At 64.2% G+C, this 15,264-nt stretch carries 16 protein-coding genes; 5 read left to right on the top strand and 11 right to left on the bottom strand.

All coding sequences use genetic code 11. The features are described 5' to 3' along the window. From gmhB to ACN9MU_RS27705, 4 genes are read left to right on the top strand one after another with little or no spacing between them, the layout of a single operon-like run. A complete protein-coding gene (gene gmhB / locus ACN9MU_RS27690) occupies positions 1-558 on the top strand; it encodes a D-glycero-beta-D-manno-heptose 1,7-bisphosphate 7-phosphatase (RefSeq protein ID WP_426343748.1) in 558 nt (185 codons plus the stop codon). Positions 559-571: 13 nt separating this feature from the next. After that, the gene (locus tag ACN9MU_RS27695; RefSeq protein ID WP_426343749.1) at positions 572-1,312 is read left to right on the top strand and encodes a lysophospholipid acyltransferase family protein; all 741 of its coding nucleotides are present in this window, start codon (positions 572-574) and stop codon (positions 1,310-1,312) included. Then, entirely contained in the window at positions 1,258-2,196 is a 939-nt protein-coding gene (locus ACN9MU_RS27700; RefSeq protein ID WP_426343750.1) for a M48 family metallopeptidase, read from the top strand. The genes ACN9MU_RS27695 and ACN9MU_RS27700 overlap by 55 nt, the downstream gene beginning before the upstream one ends. Then, a complete protein-coding gene (locus ACN9MU_RS27705; protein ID WP_426343751.1) occupies positions 2,196-2,903 on the top strand; it encodes a phosphodiester glycosidase family protein in 708 nt (235 codons plus the stop codon). Before ACN9MU_RS27700 ends, ACN9MU_RS27705 begins: the two co-directional genes overlap by 1 nt. On the opposite strand, the gene ACN9MU_RS27710 is transcribed toward ACN9MU_RS27705, so the two are convergent. The 8 genes from ACN9MU_RS27710 to ACN9MU_RS27745 form a co-directional block, all read right to left on the bottom strand. Further along, positions 2,900-3,505, bottom strand: a complete 606-nt coding sequence (locus ACN9MU_RS27710) for a response regulator (protein WP_426164767.1) — start codon at positions 3,503-3,505, stop codon at positions 2,900-2,902. The genes ACN9MU_RS27705 and ACN9MU_RS27710 overlap by 4 nt on opposite strands. After that, a complete protein-coding gene (locus ACN9MU_RS27715; RefSeq protein ID WP_426343752.1) occupies positions 3,502-4,617 on the bottom strand; it encodes a sensor histidine kinase in 1,116 nt (371 codons plus the stop codon). The genes ACN9MU_RS27710 and ACN9MU_RS27715 overlap by 4 nt, the downstream gene beginning before the upstream one ends. An 11-nt stretch (positions 4,618-4,628) precedes the next feature. Then, positions 4,629-6,416: a CIA30 family protein gene (locus tag ACN9MU_RS27720; protein WP_426343753.1), complete on the bottom strand. Its 1,788-nt coding sequence runs from the start codon at positions 6,414-6,416 to the stop codon at positions 4,629-4,631. Between the two features lie 91 nt (positions 6,417-6,507). Further along, on the bottom strand, positions 6,508-7,791 hold the full coding sequence (gene waaA, locus ACN9MU_RS27725) for a lipid IV(A) 3-deoxy-D-manno-octulosonic acid transferase (protein ID WP_426343754.1): 1,284 nt from the start codon (positions 7,789-7,791) through the stop codon (positions 6,508-6,510). Positions 7,792-7,793: 2 nt separating this feature from the next. Next, positions 7,794-8,759 carry a lipopolysaccharide heptosyltransferase I gene (waaC, locus tag ACN9MU_RS27730; RefSeq protein WP_426343755.1) on the bottom strand — a complete coding sequence of 322 codons (966 nt, stop codon included), beginning with the start codon at positions 8,757-8,759 and terminating at the stop codon, positions 7,794-7,796. Beyond that, positions 8,760-10,139, bottom strand: a complete 1,380-nt coding sequence (locus ACN9MU_RS27735) for a phosphomannomutase/phosphoglucomutase (RefSeq protein ID WP_426343756.1) — start codon at positions 10,137-10,139, stop codon at positions 8,760-8,762. A gap of 37 nt (positions 10,140-10,176) precedes the next feature. Continuing rightward, the gene (locus tag ACN9MU_RS27740) at positions 10,177-10,491 is read right to left on the bottom strand and encodes an H-NS family nucleoid-associated regulatory protein (RefSeq protein WP_426164779.1); all 315 of its coding nucleotides are present in this window, start codon (positions 10,489-10,491) and stop codon (positions 10,177-10,179) included. 51 nt (positions 10,492-10,542) lie between these two features. Beyond that, complete coding sequence (locus ACN9MU_RS27745) at positions 10,543-11,640, bottom strand: MraY family glycosyltransferase (RefSeq protein ID WP_426164781.1); 1,098 nt, start codon at positions 11,638-11,640, stop codon at positions 10,543-10,545. A 220-nt stretch (positions 11,641-11,860) separates the two neighbouring features. On the opposite strand from ACN9MU_RS27745, the gene ACN9MU_RS27750 reads away from it, so the two are divergent. Then, complete coding sequence (locus ACN9MU_RS27750) at positions 11,861-12,706, top strand: symmetrical bis(5'-nucleosyl)-tetraphosphatase (RefSeq protein WP_426344907.1); 846 nt, start codon at positions 11,861-11,863, stop codon at positions 12,704-12,706. Here the strand turns inward: ACN9MU_RS27750 and ACN9MU_RS27755 are convergent. The 3 genes from ACN9MU_RS27755 to ACN9MU_RS27765 are packed head-to-tail and all read right to left on the bottom strand — an operon-like array spanning position 12,703 to position 15,264. Then, a complete protein-coding gene (locus ACN9MU_RS27755; RefSeq protein WP_426343757.1) occupies positions 12,703-13,185 on the bottom strand; it encodes a hypothetical protein in 483 nt (160 codons plus the stop codon). The genes ACN9MU_RS27750 and ACN9MU_RS27755 overlap by 4 nt on opposite strands. Beyond that, a complete protein-coding gene (locus tag ACN9MU_RS27760; RefSeq protein ID WP_426343758.1) occupies positions 13,182-13,979 on the bottom strand; it encodes a lysophospholipid acyltransferase family protein in 798 nt (265 codons plus the stop codon). Before ACN9MU_RS27760 ends, ACN9MU_RS27755 begins: the two co-directional genes overlap by 4 nt. After that, complete coding sequence (locus tag ACN9MU_RS27765) at positions 13,960-15,264, bottom strand: dihydroorotase (RefSeq protein WP_426164787.1); 1,305 nt, start codon at positions 15,262-15,264, stop codon at positions 13,960-13,962. The genes ACN9MU_RS27760 and ACN9MU_RS27765 overlap by 20 nt, the downstream gene beginning before the upstream one ends.

Consider the following 15,264-nt stretch of genomic DNA (forward strand, 5'->3'; position numbering starts at 1 on the left):
ATGCCTCAGACCCAGCCGACCAAGCTGATCATCCTGGACCGGGATGGCGTGATCAACCACGATTCGCCCGACTTCATCAAGTCGCCGGACGAGTGGATCCCCATCCCCGGCTCGCTGGAAGCCATCGCCCGCCTGAACCAGGCGGGCTACCGCGTGGTGATCGCGTCGAACCAGTCGGGCATCGCCCGCCAGTACTTCGACATCAACACCCTGAACGCGGTCCACCAGAAGATGCACCGCCTGGCGCAGCAGGTGGGCGCCGATATCGACGCCATCTTCTTCTGCCCGCACGCGGCAGCCGACAACTGCGACTGCCGCAAGCCAAAGCCTGGCATGTTCACGGAAATCTCGAAGCGCTTCGAGATCAGCCTGAAAGGCGTGCCGACCGTGGGCGATTCGCTGCGTGACCTGCAGGCAGGCTTCATCAGCGGCTGCGTGCCGTTCCTGGTATTGACGGGCAAGGGCGAGAAGACTCATGCTACTGGTGGACTGCCGCCCGGCACGCAAGTCTTCCCCGACCTCGCTGCCACTGTAGACCACATCCTTAAGTCCGATTAATTGGAGACTGTCGTTGCGTAATTTCGTTCTGTTCCTGCGTTCCGCCCTGTTCATGGTTCTGATGGCAATTGCCACCGTCATCTGGTCCGGAGTCTGCATGCTGGCGGCGCCGCTGCCATACAACAAACGCTATTTCGTGACGTCGCGCTGGAACGTCTTCATCGTCTGGTGCGCCAAATGGATCTGCGGCATCAACTACCAGTTCAAGGGCTACGAAAACTTCCCGGATGCCCCGGCGATCATCCTGTCCAAGCACCAGTCGGCATGGGAGACCATCTTCCTGCTGGCGAACCTGCCGCGCCCGCTGGTGTTTGTATTTAAAAAAGAAATCCTGTACATCCCCTTCTTCGGCTGGGGCATTGCGCTGCTGCGCATGATCCCGATCGACCGCAAGCAAGGCAAGAATGCATTCAAATCCGTTGTTGCGCACGGCAAGCGTCGACTCAAGGACGGCCAATGGATTATCATGTTCCCGGAAGGGACTCGCATTCCGGTCGGCCAGCAAGGCAAGTACAAGAGCGGCGGCACGCGCCTGGCAGTGGAAACCGGTGCGGTGGTGGTGCCGATCGCGCTGAACTCCGGCGAGTGCTGGCCAAAGAATTCCTTTATCAAGAAACCGGGCACCGTTACGGTGTCGGTGGGCAAACCGATTTCGTCGGAAGGTAAAACTCCCGACGAATTGATGGAGCAGGTGGAAAAGTGGATCGAATCAGAAATGCGCGTCATTTCGCCCCACGCCTACAGCGCTGGCTAGCCGAAAAGGCCGAAGCGCAACAGGAGGCGCCGCCGCCAGCGGCCGCGCCTTCTTCCCCGTTTCCCGTTCCCGCTCCCGCGGCAGTGAACCTGCTGCGTCCCCCGGTGCAACTGCGCCGCCCTGAACCGACCAACCCGCCACTGTCCGTCGACCAGGACAAGCGACAACTTCTTGTCGGCGAATACATTCTCGAATACGTGCTGAAGCGCTCCACGCGCCGCTCGATCGGCTTTACGGTCGACGATACCGGCCTGTACGTGACGGCGCCCAAGCGCTGCTCGCTGGCCGACATCGACAACGCCATCCGCGCCAAGCAGCACTGGATACTGTCCAAGCTTGACGAACGCCGCCAGCGCCGCGCGGCGCGCCTGGAAAAGCCGGCCATCGTGTGGGATGACGGCGCGAAGCTGCCCTACCTGGGCGAAGAGATCACGCTGCGCCTGTACCAGGCGCCGCGCAATCGGACCGAATTCGATCCGGTGGCGATGGAGCTGTCGATGGGACTGGTGCAGGGCGCCACCGAGCAGCTGCTCAAGGAACGCGTCAAGAACTGGTACAAGGCGCAGGCGGAAGGCCTGTTCCAGCAACGGCTGGACCTGTATGCGGCGCGGCTGGGCGTGCAGTATGCCGGGTTTTCGCTGTCCTCGGCCGACACGCGCTGGGGCTCCTGCACCGCGCAGCGCACGATCCGCCTGAACTGGAAGCTGATGCACTTCTCGCTGCCGCTGGTGGACTATGTGGTGGCGCACGAGCTGGCGCATATCCTCGAGATGAACCACAGCCCGCGCTTCTGGGCCAATGTCGGCCGCATCTATCCCCAGTACGAGGAAGCCAAGCAGCTGCTGCGCAAGCGCGCTGCGGAATTGCCTCCCCTGTTCACCTAGTGCGCGTTCCCCCTGCCCTCCTGCTGCTTGCATCAGTGGCCGCATGCGGCACGATGCGCGCCGGCGAGCCGCATTTTACGGTCATCACGGTCGATCCGCTGCGCGAACGCCTGCAACTGTTCCTGAACGATGAGCAGGGCCGTCCCTACAAGCGGCTGGAGAGAGTCGCTGCAGCGTTGGACGGGCGCGGCCAGCATCTATCGTTCGGCATGAATGCGGGCATGTACCATGCGGACTACTCGCCGGTTGGCTTGTTCGTTGCGGACGGTGTCGAACTGTCGCCGCTGAACCTGTCGCCAGGCAAAGGCAACTTTTTCTTGCGCCCAAACGGCGTGTTCCTGGTCAGCGACGCCGGCGCCCAAGTGGTCGAATCTTCGGCCTACCCGGCGCTTGCCGGCAAAGCGCGCCTGGCAACGCAGTCAGGCCCGATGCTGCTGACCAATGGCGTGGTCAATCCGCTGTTCGATCCGGATTCGCGTTCGCGCCACGTGCGCAACGGCGTGTGCGCCCTGGACGGCAAAGCCGTCTTTGTCATTAGCGAAGAGCGGGTCAATTTCTACCAGTTCGCCAGGTATTTCCGCGATGTGTTGAAGTGCCGGGACGCCCTCTACCTGGACGGCTCGGTCTCATCGCTTTACTGGCCGGCCCTGGGCCGCAACGACCACCGTGCCGACCTGGGACCAATGATCGGCGTGATTGCGGACTAGAGCCAGCCCGCTTCGCGCGCCAGGCGGAAGGCTTCCACGCGGTTGCCTGCGTTGAGCTTGCTGATCGCTTCCGACAGGTAGTTGCGCACCGTCCCTTCCGACAGGCTTAGCTGCTTTGCGATCTCCGCGCCACTGCGGCCTTCACCGGCGAGCCGCAGCACCTGCCGTTCGCGTTCGCTCAACGGGTCTTCGCTTCCACTCCAGCTCTCCAGCGCCAGCTCCGGCGCGATGGCGCGCCCGCCGGCATGCACGCTGCGGATGGCGGAGGCCAGGGAATCGGATGGAGCATCTTTCAGCAGGTAGCCGCGCACGCCGGCCGCCATGGCGCGTCGCAGGTAGCCTGAGCGGGCAAAGGTGGTGACGATCACCACGCGCGTTGCGACGCCGCGCTCGGCCAGCACGGCAGCGAGCTCGAGGCCTGTCATCAGCGGCATTTCGATATCGGTCAGCACGATGTCGGGGCGCAGTTCTTCACAGAGCAGCAATGCCTCCTGCCCGTTGCGCGCCTGGCCGACCACATCGAGGTCGGGTTCCAGTTTCAGTAGCGCAGCCAGCGCCCCCAGCACCATCGACTGGTCTTCGGCGATCAGTACGCGGATCATGCGACAGCTCCCATCGGTAAATGTAGTTCCAGCGCCAGGCCGCCGGCGGCGTCGCTGGCGTGCAGTGACAGGCGCCCGCCCGCTGCCATGACACGCTCGCGCATGCCGCGCAGGCCATTGCCGCGTGCCAGCGCCCCGCGGTCAAGCGGCGCGCTGCCATCATCGCTGATGTGGCAAACAACCTGCCCGCCGTCCTGCCTTACGCTCACCAGGCAGCGCGTCGCCCTGGCGTGGCGCAGGATGTTGGTGACGGCCTCGCGCAGCGACAGCGCAAGCACGTTCTCCACCGTTGCAGGCATGGGGAAAGGCTGCACATTTGCGTCAAGTTCCACGCCGGCCGCGGCGAGCGCGGCGCGCGCCTGCGCCAGCTCTTGTGCGAAGCCGCTCTGGCGATAGCCGGTCACTGCGCTACGCACTTCGGCCAGGGCATGGCGCGCGGTGGTTTCGATATCCTTGATTTCCTTCGCCGTCGCCGCCGTGTCGCGTTCCAGCAAGCGTCCCGCCAGTTCAGCCTTGATGGCGATCAGCGACAGCGTATGTCCCAGCAAATCATGCAGGTCGCGCGAGATGCGTTCTCGTTCTGCGATGCGGGCAAGATGCTCGACTTCTTCCTGCTTGCGCAGCAGTTGCTGGCTCGAGCGGCGCACCCGCGCATCCATCACGCTGGCGATGCCGACTGGCGCGCCGACCGCCAATGCCGGCAGCAGGAAAGGCAGCGGCAACTCCAGCGTCAGCGCAAGCAGCGTCGCGGCAATCAGGGTGATCCCGATTCCCAGGTAAGCGTGGCGCGGCTGCTCCAACGCAGCGCACATCGAGCAGGCAAAGATGAAATAGGTGCAGGCGCCAAAATTGAACGGCGCCCAGGCAACGCCCAGCGCAATGGTCGCCAGGAGCAGGGGCACCACGCGCAGGTTGCGCAGCCAGTAGCTGGCAAGGTACATCGGCACGAACGCCAGGATCGACAGCACCAGCAAGCCAAGTTCGAGCAGCGAGGGTTTGATGTAGAAGTACTTCCAGAGGAAGAAATTCAGCGACAGCAGCCACAGGTAAGGCGCCTTGCCCAGGTGCGGAGGCAACCAGGGACCTTGCAGCCAACGCCTTGCCTGGATCATGCCTGCTCCCTTTACTGGTTAGTCAAACGCACGTCGGCGATCTGGAACTGATAGTCGCCGATCTTGGGGCCGGCATTGAACATGATGAGCGTGATCGCACCGGTATCGACCCCGGCGAAACTGGCCATCGGCATGGTCACTTCCCGCCACTCCGCGCCAGCCGCAAACGGCTGATAGACCGGGATGCGCGCGCTGCCATGCATGATCCCCACCTGGTAGCCCTGGCCGTCGCCTTTGACGCGGAAGCGCAGGGTCTTGGCGGCGCTCAGGTTCGCCGCCTGGAACGGCTGGCTGCCCGGCACGAAAGCGATGCCGGCCCACGGGAAGGCAAAGCCCTGCTGCACGCTTGCCTTCACTTGGACCGCGTTCTCGCCCGCGTACTCCAGGCTCACCGTCGATTTGCCGCCCAGGAAAGCGTCGTTGGAAGGCACCCATCCGGTGCCGAACGGGCTGGCCAGCTTTTCCTTGCTGAACAGGCTGATCATGCCGTCTGCCGGCAGCACCAGCGGCGCGCCCTTGGGCGTATTCAGTTCCCTGGCCACCAGGTCCTGCTGCGCCTTGCGGCGTGCCGATACGGTCGCGCCATCCTTCCAGACTTCGACAATATTGCGAGTGGCCTTGATGTCCCGGCTTGGATCGCCTTCGACCAGCACCAGGTCGGCCTTGGCGCCTTTGGCAATGACACCCCGGTCGGCCAGGCGGAATGACTTGGCCGGTACCGACGTGGCGGCGCGCAAGGCTTCCAGCGGTGTCAGTCCGGCACCGGTCAGCGAGAGCAGTTCGTGGTGCAGGCTGGCGCCGGCCTGGGTCCCGCCGTTGCCGGCGTCCGTGCCCGCCAGGACCGGCACGCCGGCGGTGCGCAACGCGGCCACCACCGACCTGGCCGCGTTCATGCGCTGTGCCATTTCCTTTTTCCCGTACGGGGAATTCAGCGGCGCAATCTGGTCGCTCGTCAGCAGGGCCATCATCTGCTTGTCTTCCAGCACGTCCGTCTCCTTCAGGCCTGCTACGCTTTCCAGCACGCTGAAGGTCGGAATGACGAAGGCCTTGCGATCATGCGCCAGCTTGACGAAGGACTTGAGGTCCTGCTCTGTCATCGACTCGCCGTTGAACAGGTGCACCAGGCCATCGGCGCCCTCTTCCAGCGCGGTACGCGCATCCTCCGGATTGGAAATATGCACCAAGGCCAGCTTGCCGCGCCGATGGGCGGCCACGATCAGCGCCTTCACGGTGGCGCGGTCCAGGCTCGGCACCGGATGTCCGGGCCAGCCAGGTTCCATCACGATCTTGATGAAGTGCGAACCTTCCGCAATGCGGGCATCGACCCAGGGCTGCGCCTCTTCCGCCTTGGTCAGGGTAGGAATCGGCATGCCGTATTCGGTGCCATGGCCGCCCGGCACGGTGGCCAGCACGCCGGCCGAGATGATATCCGGACGATCCTTGTTCTCGCCGCGCGCCATGCGGCCGTTCATTTCCTGCAGCAGCGGCACGGCGGTGAACATATCCAGTTCGCTGGTCACGCCAAATACCAGCGGCAATTCTAGGTGCTGGAAGCTGTGGGTATGGGAATCGATCAAGCCCGGCATCAGCGTGCGGCCGGCGCCATCGACCACTTTCGCGCCGGCGGGCGTCTTGCCCTTGAAGTCGGCACTGGCGATCTTGCCGCCTTCCAGCAGCACGCTGCGCCTGGCATGCATTTCCTGCCCGTCGAAAACGCGGACGTCCTTGATCAGGGTAGTTTCGGCTGCCATGGCAGGCAGGGCGCCGGCCAGGCTGGCGGCTACTAACAGTTTCAGCATTGCGGTTCTCCTTGTGGTCAGGTGAACCCAGTATCCGGTTTGCGCCCGCTGCGCACCAGAACGGAATGCCACGACTTGGTCATGACATTTGTCACTTCAAATCGGGAAGCAATGCAATCGTGCGTGCCGTGGCGCCGCGGTGGGTATTGGCAAAGGTCTGCGCATGCGCGCCCATGGCGCCGCGCGCTGCGCTATCGGCCAGCAGGCGCGCAGCCTGGTGCATCAGGCCGTCGCTGTTCGGCACGCGCACCGCGCCGCCCTGCTGCAGGCAGTCTTCGGTGGCTTGCGCAAAATTGAAAGTGTGCTCGCCGACGATGATCGGCTTGCCCAGTGCGGCCGGTTCAATCAGGTTCTGGCCGCCCAGCGGTTGCAGGCTGCCGCCGATGAAAGCCAGGTCGCAGGCCGAGTAGTAGGCAAACATCTCGCCCATCGAATCGCCCAGCACCACCTCGGTGGCCGGGTCGACCCTGGCGCCCGGCGCCGCCAGCGCTGAACGGCGCTGCAGCGACAGGCCGCGTTCCGTCACCATTGCCGCGACTTCGTCGAAGCGCTGCGGATGGCGGGGCACAATCAGCAGCAGCACATCCTGCGGCAGCGATGCGCGCGCAGCCTGGAAGGCATCGAGGATCAGGCCTTCTTCGCCTTCGCGCGTGCTGGCGCACAGGAATACCGGGCGCACACCGAACTGCTGGCGCAACTGCGCGCCGGTTGCCAGCGAGGCTTGCGGGATCACGACGTCGAACTTGATGCTGCCGGTCACGCTCACTTTGCTGGCGCCCAGCGCGCGGATGCGCAGGGCATCGGCCTCGGTCTGGGCTGCCACCAGCGTGATGCCTTGTGCCGCATCTCGGATCACCTTGCCGAAGCGTTGCGCCTTGCCCAGCGACCGCTCGCTCAAGCGCGCGTTGGCCAGGACCACCGGCACCTTGTCGCGCTGGCATTGCAGGATCAGGTTCGGCCATACCTCGGTCTCCATCAGGATGCAGACACGCGGTTCGAAATGACGAATGAAGCGCGCCACCAGCAGCGGCATGTCGTAGGGCAGGTAGGATTGCACCACGCGTGCACCATGCTTGCCGAACAGGCTCTTGCCGGTCGCGCGGCCGGTAGGGGTCATGCAGGTCAGCACGATGCGGGCCTGCGGGTATTTCTTCAACAGCGCATCGACCAGCGGTTCGGCAGCGCGCGTCTCGCCCACCGAAACTGCATGCACCCAGATGGTGGCCGGTTCATCGTTGGCGGCGCGCGCGCCATACATGCCAAGCCGCTCGCCCCAATGCTGGCGGTAGCCCGGCTCCTTGCGGCCGCGCCACCACAGGCGGCCCAGCACCAGCGGCAAAGCCAGCCACCACATGAATGTATAAAAGATCCGCATGCTCAGAGCAGGCTCCTGGACGCGGCCAGCACTTCCGCCACGCCGGGCGGCGAACCCTTGTCGCCGAGGTTGATGATGCGCGGCGACCAGTTGCCTTCGGTCTTCCAGCGCGGCGAGTCGGCATAGATTTCCACCACGGGACGCGAGAAAGCCGCCGCGATATGGGTCAGGCCCGTATCCACGCCGACCGCCAGCGCGGCGCGGCGCGCCAGCATGACGGCATCGGCCATCGACAGCTTCGGCAGCACCCGGGCATGCGGGATGCCGGCAGCCAGCGTTTCCGCTTCCGCCTTTTCCTTGTCCGAGCCCCACGGCAACAGCACGGGCATCGGCGCCAGCGCCTTGCCCAGCTCGATCCAGTTGGCAGGCGCCCATTTCTTGGCGTCGCGCGCCGTGCCGTGGAAGAACACGGCATAGGGCGCCTCCCCCATCCACTGCGGGCGCGCTTCGCCGGCCGGTACTTCAGGCAAGCCGAAATCGGCCGGATAATCCACCTTGAAGCCCAGCGCAGCGCCCACTACCAGGCGGCCGCGCGCCACCGCATGCGTGCGCGGGTCGAGCGGAATGCTCTTGCTGTGGAAGATGCGGGATATGCCTTCATAGCCCGAGCCTTCGCTGCCATTGGCCAGGCCGACCTTGTTCTTGCCGCGCGCGGCGCCCATGATGATGCCGGTCTTCAGCAAGCCCTGGGTGTCGAACACATAGTCATACTGCACTTCGCGCAGCTTGCGGAAGAAGGCCCCGATCTCGGCGCGCGTTTCCTTCTTGCCCAGGCTCTTGCGCCAGCGGCGCAGGCCCCACGGCAGGATATTGCGCACCATCGGGTTCAGGCGTACCAGGCTGACATAGCCCTCCTCCACCACCCAGTCGATGTTCGCATCCGGGAAGTGGCGCTTGATGTCGGCTACGATCGGCATATTGTGCAGCACGTCCCCCAGCGACGAGACGCGCACGAGCAGGATATTCATTTAGAACGGCAGTTTCGCATCCGGCTTGGCAGCCAGGATCACATCGCGGAACTGGCCCTGGATGCGTGCCAGCGCCGCTGGCGATTCCGCCTCGAAGCGCATCACGATCACCGGAGTGGTGTTCGAGGAACGCGCCAGGCCAAAGCCGTCGGCATATTCCACGCGCAGGCCGTCGATATCGATGACACGCTCATTGCCGGGGAATTTCGCCTCGGCCGCCAGCTTGGCCATCAGCGCGTAATTTTCGCCTTCGTCCAGCTGCAGCTGCAGTTCCGGCGTGCTGTCCGACTTGGGCAAGGCGTTCAGCAGCGCCGAAGGATCGGCGTGGCGGGTCAGGATCTCCAACATGCGCGCGCCTGCGTACAGGCCATCGTCGAAACCGTACCAGCGGTCCTTGAAGAACACGTGGCCGCTCATTTCGCCGCCCAGCGGGGCGCCGGTTTCCTTCAGCCTGGCCTTCACCAGCGAATGGCCGGTCTTGCACATCAGCGGCTTGCCGCCTGCCTGCTCGATGTACGCGGCCAGGTGGCGCGTGCATTTCACGTCGTACAGGATCTGCTCGCCCGGGTGTCGGGACAGGACATCTTGCGCGAACAGCATCAGCTGGCGGTCAGGATAGATGACCTGGCCATCCTTGGTCACGATGCCGAGGCGGTCGCCGTCGCCGTCGAAGGCCAGGCCGATCTCGGCGTCGGTCTCCCGCAGCGCCTTGACCAGGTCCTGCAGGTTTTCCGGGTGCGCCGGGTCCGGGTGGTGGTTCGGGAAAGTGCCGTCCACTTCGCAGAACAGCTCGACCACTTCGCAGCCCATGCCGCGATACAGGTCGCCCGCGAAGGCCCCGGCCACGCCGTTGCCGCAATCGACGGCAATCTTGATCGGGCGCGCAATCTTCACGTCGCCGATGATGCGCTGCAAATATTGCGCGCGAATGTCGCAGGTGCCGTATTTGCCGGCGGCAGCCGCGGGCTGCAGGCCGGCTTCAATGGCGTGGTACAGGGCGGTGATGGCATCGCCATGGATCGCCTCGCCCTTCAGCACCATCTTGAAGCCGTTATAGTCCGGCGGGTTATGGCTGCCGGTCACCATGATGCCGGAACGGGTGTCGAGCACGTGAGTGCCGAAGTACACCATCGGCGTTGCCACCACGCCCAGGTCGATCACGTCGACACCGGCTGCCTGCAGGCCCTGCGCCAGTGCAGCGATCAGCCCCGGGCCGGACAGGCGGCCGTCGCGGCCGATCACCACGCTGCGCTCTCCCTTCGCGGCGGCAGCCAGGCCGAAGGCATGCCCAACAGAGCGCGCCACGCCTTCGTCCAGCGTCTTGCCAATGATGCCGCGGATATCGTAAGCCTTGAAAATCGATTTAGAGAGAGCAACCATAGAAAAGGAGAAAACAAATAGTAGAAATTGAATCGGCTCAGATGCGCAGCTGGTCGATCGACTTGCCGCCATCGACCCATTCCTTGACCCATTTCGGCTGGCGGCCGCGGCCGGTCCACTGCTCGGCAGCATTGGCAGGATTGCGATAGCGCGCTTCCACCTTGCCGCCCTTGTTGCGGGTGCCCGGGAAGCCAGCCAGCAATTCCTTCAGCGGCACGCCGGCTTGCTGCGCGATGGCGAATATCTGCTCGCGCGCCTTTTGCTTATCCATGCCTTCGCGCTGCTTTAATTCGCGCTTAATCTGCTCTTGCAGGTTGCGCAATTCAGGGGACGACAAATTCGACAGGTCCATCTTCCTATCCTTTATCAGATTTCGATGTCTGGGAATATACACGAAATCGGCTTAACGGATTTTCTTATGTCGGATCATCCAGCGCGGCGCTTTAAATCTGACAATACGTGCATATAGCCAGACATAACTCGCGATAAATAACAGGCAGAACAGCATCAGCACCCAGGTATAGGCCCAGAATACCGTGGCGGGAATCACCGCCATCAGCGAAAACATCCACAAATATGGCGAGGTCATCGAATTGCGGCGCACCAGCGCGCGCGCATCCTTGCGGCCCACCGCCCATTGCACCACGCGCCGGAATATCAGGCTATGCAGGTGAATACCGTCCGGCATGGCCGGCGAAGTCCCGCGGATAAAGAAGCGGCGATAAACGCTGAACAGTGTTTCAAAGGTCGGATAAATTAACAGCAATACAGCATACCAAGTAGAAACTTGTGGATTGCGCATTACCAGCAACAGGGCCAATTCGCCCAGCATGAAGCCAATAAAATAGGCGCCGCCGTCGCCCAGGAATATCAGCCCGACCGGGTAATTCCAGATCAGGAAACCGGCAGTGGCGCCTGCCACCATCAGGGCCGCCACCAGCACGAACATATCGTTGACTTGAAGAGCAACATAGCCAAGCGACAGCAGCATGCAAATCGTCACCACGCTGGCCAGGCCATTGAAACCATCGATGATGTTGACGGCGTTGGCAATGCCGGCAACGGCCAGCACCGTGAGCGGCAGCGTAAACCACAGGTACGGCAGCGGCGTGGTGGAGAACATCCAGTCGATGCGGTCGATCCGGGCATCCATCAGGAAATAAGCCAGCAAGGCAGCAAACATGGTCAGCAGCAGGCGCCGGCGCGCGCTGACCTTGCCGGTATAGTCTTCGACAATGCCGCCGAGGAAGGCAAACAGGGCACACATGATCAGTGACAGCATCCAGCTGGTCATGACCGGCACGCGCCACACGGAAACGCAGGCGCTCAGTGCCACCGCCAGGAAAATCGACAGGCCGCCGATGCGGGCCACATGATGGGCATGCACTTTTTGCACGCCGCCGAAATCAGTGTCCAACGCAGGTCCATGCAAGCGCACTTCCTTGATGACCCACAGGGTCAAGAGCGCGGACGTGAAAAAGCTCACGAGGAAGGAAAACATTTGTTCTTATCAGTATAGTGAGCCAGCCGCCATTTACGCAGCGCGGCAAGAAAGATTGCTTGCGCGCTAAGCGGCGATTGTACCGTATGCACAGGGCGGGACGGGAAATTCTAGCCGATACCGTTGCGCCCAAGGTATTTCCTTACCAATTGATACCATTTGCCAAGCCGCCCGGTGCAGCGCGCCGCCGGATGCGCTGATCATGCGTTATCCTATTGCCATGAAAACTTATGTAGTGGGCGACCTGCAGGGTTGCCACGGCGAGACAGTCACCCTGGTCGAAAAGATCCTGGACACCGAGCATGCCGCCGGAAATGAACCGCCAGCCATCCTCTTTTGCGGCGACTTGATCAACCGCGGCCCCGACTCGCTGTCCACCCTGCGCTATGTGCAGGCCCTGAGCCAGGGCAGCGACGGCCGCATCGACGCCGTGCTGGGCAACCATGACCTGCACCTGCTGGCCGTGGCCAACGGCATTCGCCCGGAGTCGAGTTCCGACACCATCGAGCATATCCTGGCGGCGGCCGACCGCGACCCGCTGCTGCACTGGCTGCGCCTGCGCCCGATGGCCATCATGCGCCGCGGCCACCTGCTGGTGCATGGCGGCGTGCTGCCGCAATGGACGGCGCAGCACGCCATGGCGCTGGCCGGCGAGGTGGAAGCAGCCCTGCGCGGCGACGAATGGGTCGGCTTCCTGCGCGAAATGTACGGCAACCAGCCCGATCGCTGGGACGATGCGCTGACCGGAGCCGCGCGCTTGCGCTGCATCGTCAATGCCCTGACCCGCATGCGCTTTTGCAGCGCCGAAGGCGTGATGGATTTCAAGATGAAGGAATCGGCGCATGCCGATCCATCGACCGGTCTGATGCCGTGGTTCGAGGTGCCGGGCCGCCGCACCAGCGATACCACCGTGGTGTTCGGGCATTGGTCGGCGCTGGGCCTGCGCATCATGCCGCGCCTGATTGCACTTGACAGCGGATGCGTGTGGGGCGGCAAGCTGTCGGCCGTCTGCCTGGACGACCGCAGCCTGCTGCAGGTGGATTGCCCGGAGTACCGGACGGTTTAGTGCTTCGACGTCCCGCCAGGCGGCGCCGAGGCCTGCGCCTGGGACTGGCCGTCGGCCTTGGCCGGTTCGCCGCCGCCTTCCGTTGCGGCGGGCGCCTCGCCTTCAGCCGGCGCTGCGGCGGCAGGCGCGAAAGTGGCCGCCATCAATTCCTTGTAGGCTTCCGATTTGCGCAGCGGTTCCAGGTTGGCGCTGCCCTTGATCGCCTCTTCATCGGTAAACCCGTTGACGATCGCCGTCTCCAGCGACGCCATGGCCGCATTCTTGCGGCCCAGTTGCGCCTGGGCCTGGGACAGAAGGAACCAGGACTCGGCTTCCTTGGGCGCCTTGAGCGTGGCCGCGTAAGCCTTGTCGGCCGCAATGCCATAGTTCTTCTGCGCCAGGCTTTCCGTGGCCTGCGTGCGCAGGGTCTTGGCATTGGTGAAGGTGTCGCCGCAGGCCGCCAACAGCAGGCAGGCTGCCAGCACGCTGATCCTGGTCATGCTGATTGCTCCTGTAAAGTTTCGGCCTCGGGCACGATGCCCAGGGCCGCACCGATGGCAGCGTGGCTCGCGGCCGCCAGCTCGCGGCGATGGGCGCCCTCGCCCGGCATCGCTTCCAGCACCGCCAGGCGCGCGCGCACCGGCTTGCCATCGAGGATATTCACCACGCTCTGCACGAAAGTCATGTCGCCGATGAAGTCCACCGACGGATGCGCCTGGCCCGCTGCATCGACGTAGGACAAGGCGAACGGCTGCACCAGCACCTTGCCGTCCACCGCCGCCTCGAACAGGTTGGCATGGAAAGGCAGCAGCGTGCCTTGCGCGGCGGTCGTCCCTTCCGGGAAAAAGGCCACGCGCTGGCCATCCTGCAGCGCATGCACCAGGCCCTTGAAGATGTTGCGCAGTTCGCGCTTGTTGCCGCGTGCGATAAACACCGTGCCCGCCCGCGCCACCAGCCAGCCGGCCAGCGGCCAGTCGCGGATTTCCGCCTTGGCCACGAAGCGGCATGGATACAGCGCATTGATGACGAAGATGTCCAGCCACGAAATATGGTTGCAGACGATCATGCCCTGCTCCAGCGGCGCCGCGCTGCCTGGCGCCATCTGCACGCTGACGTTGCAGATGGCCAGCAGCTGGCGCGACCAGCGCCGGACATGGCCGTTGCGCTTTGCCGTCCCGATGAAGGGGAAGATGAAAGCGCAAGTGGCCATGCCCGCCAGCAGGTGCACCGCCATGCGCCCGATGCGCAGCACCAGGCGCCAATCGAGATTGCGTTTAGCTGGCTGCGCGCTCATACGCCACTTGGCCCGCAACGATGGTCGCCTGCACCTGTCCCGCCAGCTCATAGCCGAGGAACGGGGTGTGCTTGCCCTGGCTGGCCAGCGCGCTGCCGGTGACGGTCCAGCGCGCGGCCGGGTCGAACACCACCACGTCGGCCACGCTGCCCACGCCCAGCTGGCCGGCCTGCGCCAGGCCGGCTACGCGTGCCGCATCACAGGTGACGCGCGCCACGGCGCGCGACAGCGCATCGTCCTTCCCTTGCAGTCCCGCATAATCGTCGGCCCACTTGATGGCGAGGGACAGCAGCAGTTCCAGGCCGGTAGCTCCCGGCGAAGCTTCGCCGAACGGCAGCAGCTTTTCATCGTCGTCGCACGGCGTGTGGTCCGAGCACATCGCATCGATGGTGCCGTCCAGCAGGCCGGCGCGGATCGCCTCGCGGTCGCGCTGGGTGCGGAATGGCGGATCCATGCGCGCATTGGAATCGAAGAAGTTGATGTCGGTGTCGGTCAGGTGCACGTGGTGTGCGCCGACGTCGCAGGTGATCGGCAAGCCTTCGGCCTTGGCGGCGCGCACCAGCTCCAGGCCGGCTGCCGACGACATGCGGCACAGGTGCACCTTGGCGCCGGTCGAGCGCATCAGCTCGAAGATGGTGTGCAGGGCGATGGTCTCGGCCATCACCGGCACGCCGGACAGGCCCAGGCGCGAAGCCAGCGGGCCGCTGTTTGCCACGCCGCCGCGGCCGATCCAGGCGTCCTGCGGGCGCAGCCAGATGGTGAAGCCGAAAGTGGCTGCATACTGCATGCAGCGCTGCAGCACGGTGGTGTCCTTGATCGGGGTTTCGGCCTGCGAAAAGCCGATGCAGCCGGCGCCGGTCAGCTCCACCAGCTCGGTCAGGGCCTCGCCTTTCAGGCCATGGGTCAGCGCGCCCAGCGGATGCACGTGGGCCTGGTTCAGGCCGCGCGCGCGGTGCTTCAGCATTTCCACCAGACCCGGCTCGTCGAGTACCGGGTCGGTGTCGGGCGGGCACACCAGGGAAGTCACGCCGCCCTGCACTGCCGCCTGCATTTCAGATTTCAGCGTAGCCTTGTATTCGAAGCCCGGCTCGCGCAGGCGCGCAGACAGGTCGACCAGGCCCGGCGCCACGACCTTGCCGGCGGCGTCGATGGTGCGGCCGGCCTGGAAGCCGGCCGGCGCGCTGCCGATGGCGGCAACCTTGCCGTCCACGATGTACAGGTCTTGCTTGGAATCGATCTTGTTGGCCGGATCGATCAGTCGGCCGTTTTGGATAAGTACGTTCAT

This window comes from Pseudoduganella sp. R-32, from assembly GCF_049913245.1.
Classification (GTDB): domain Bacteria; phylum Pseudomonadota; class Gammaproteobacteria; order Burkholderiales; family Burkholderiaceae_D; genus Rugamonas.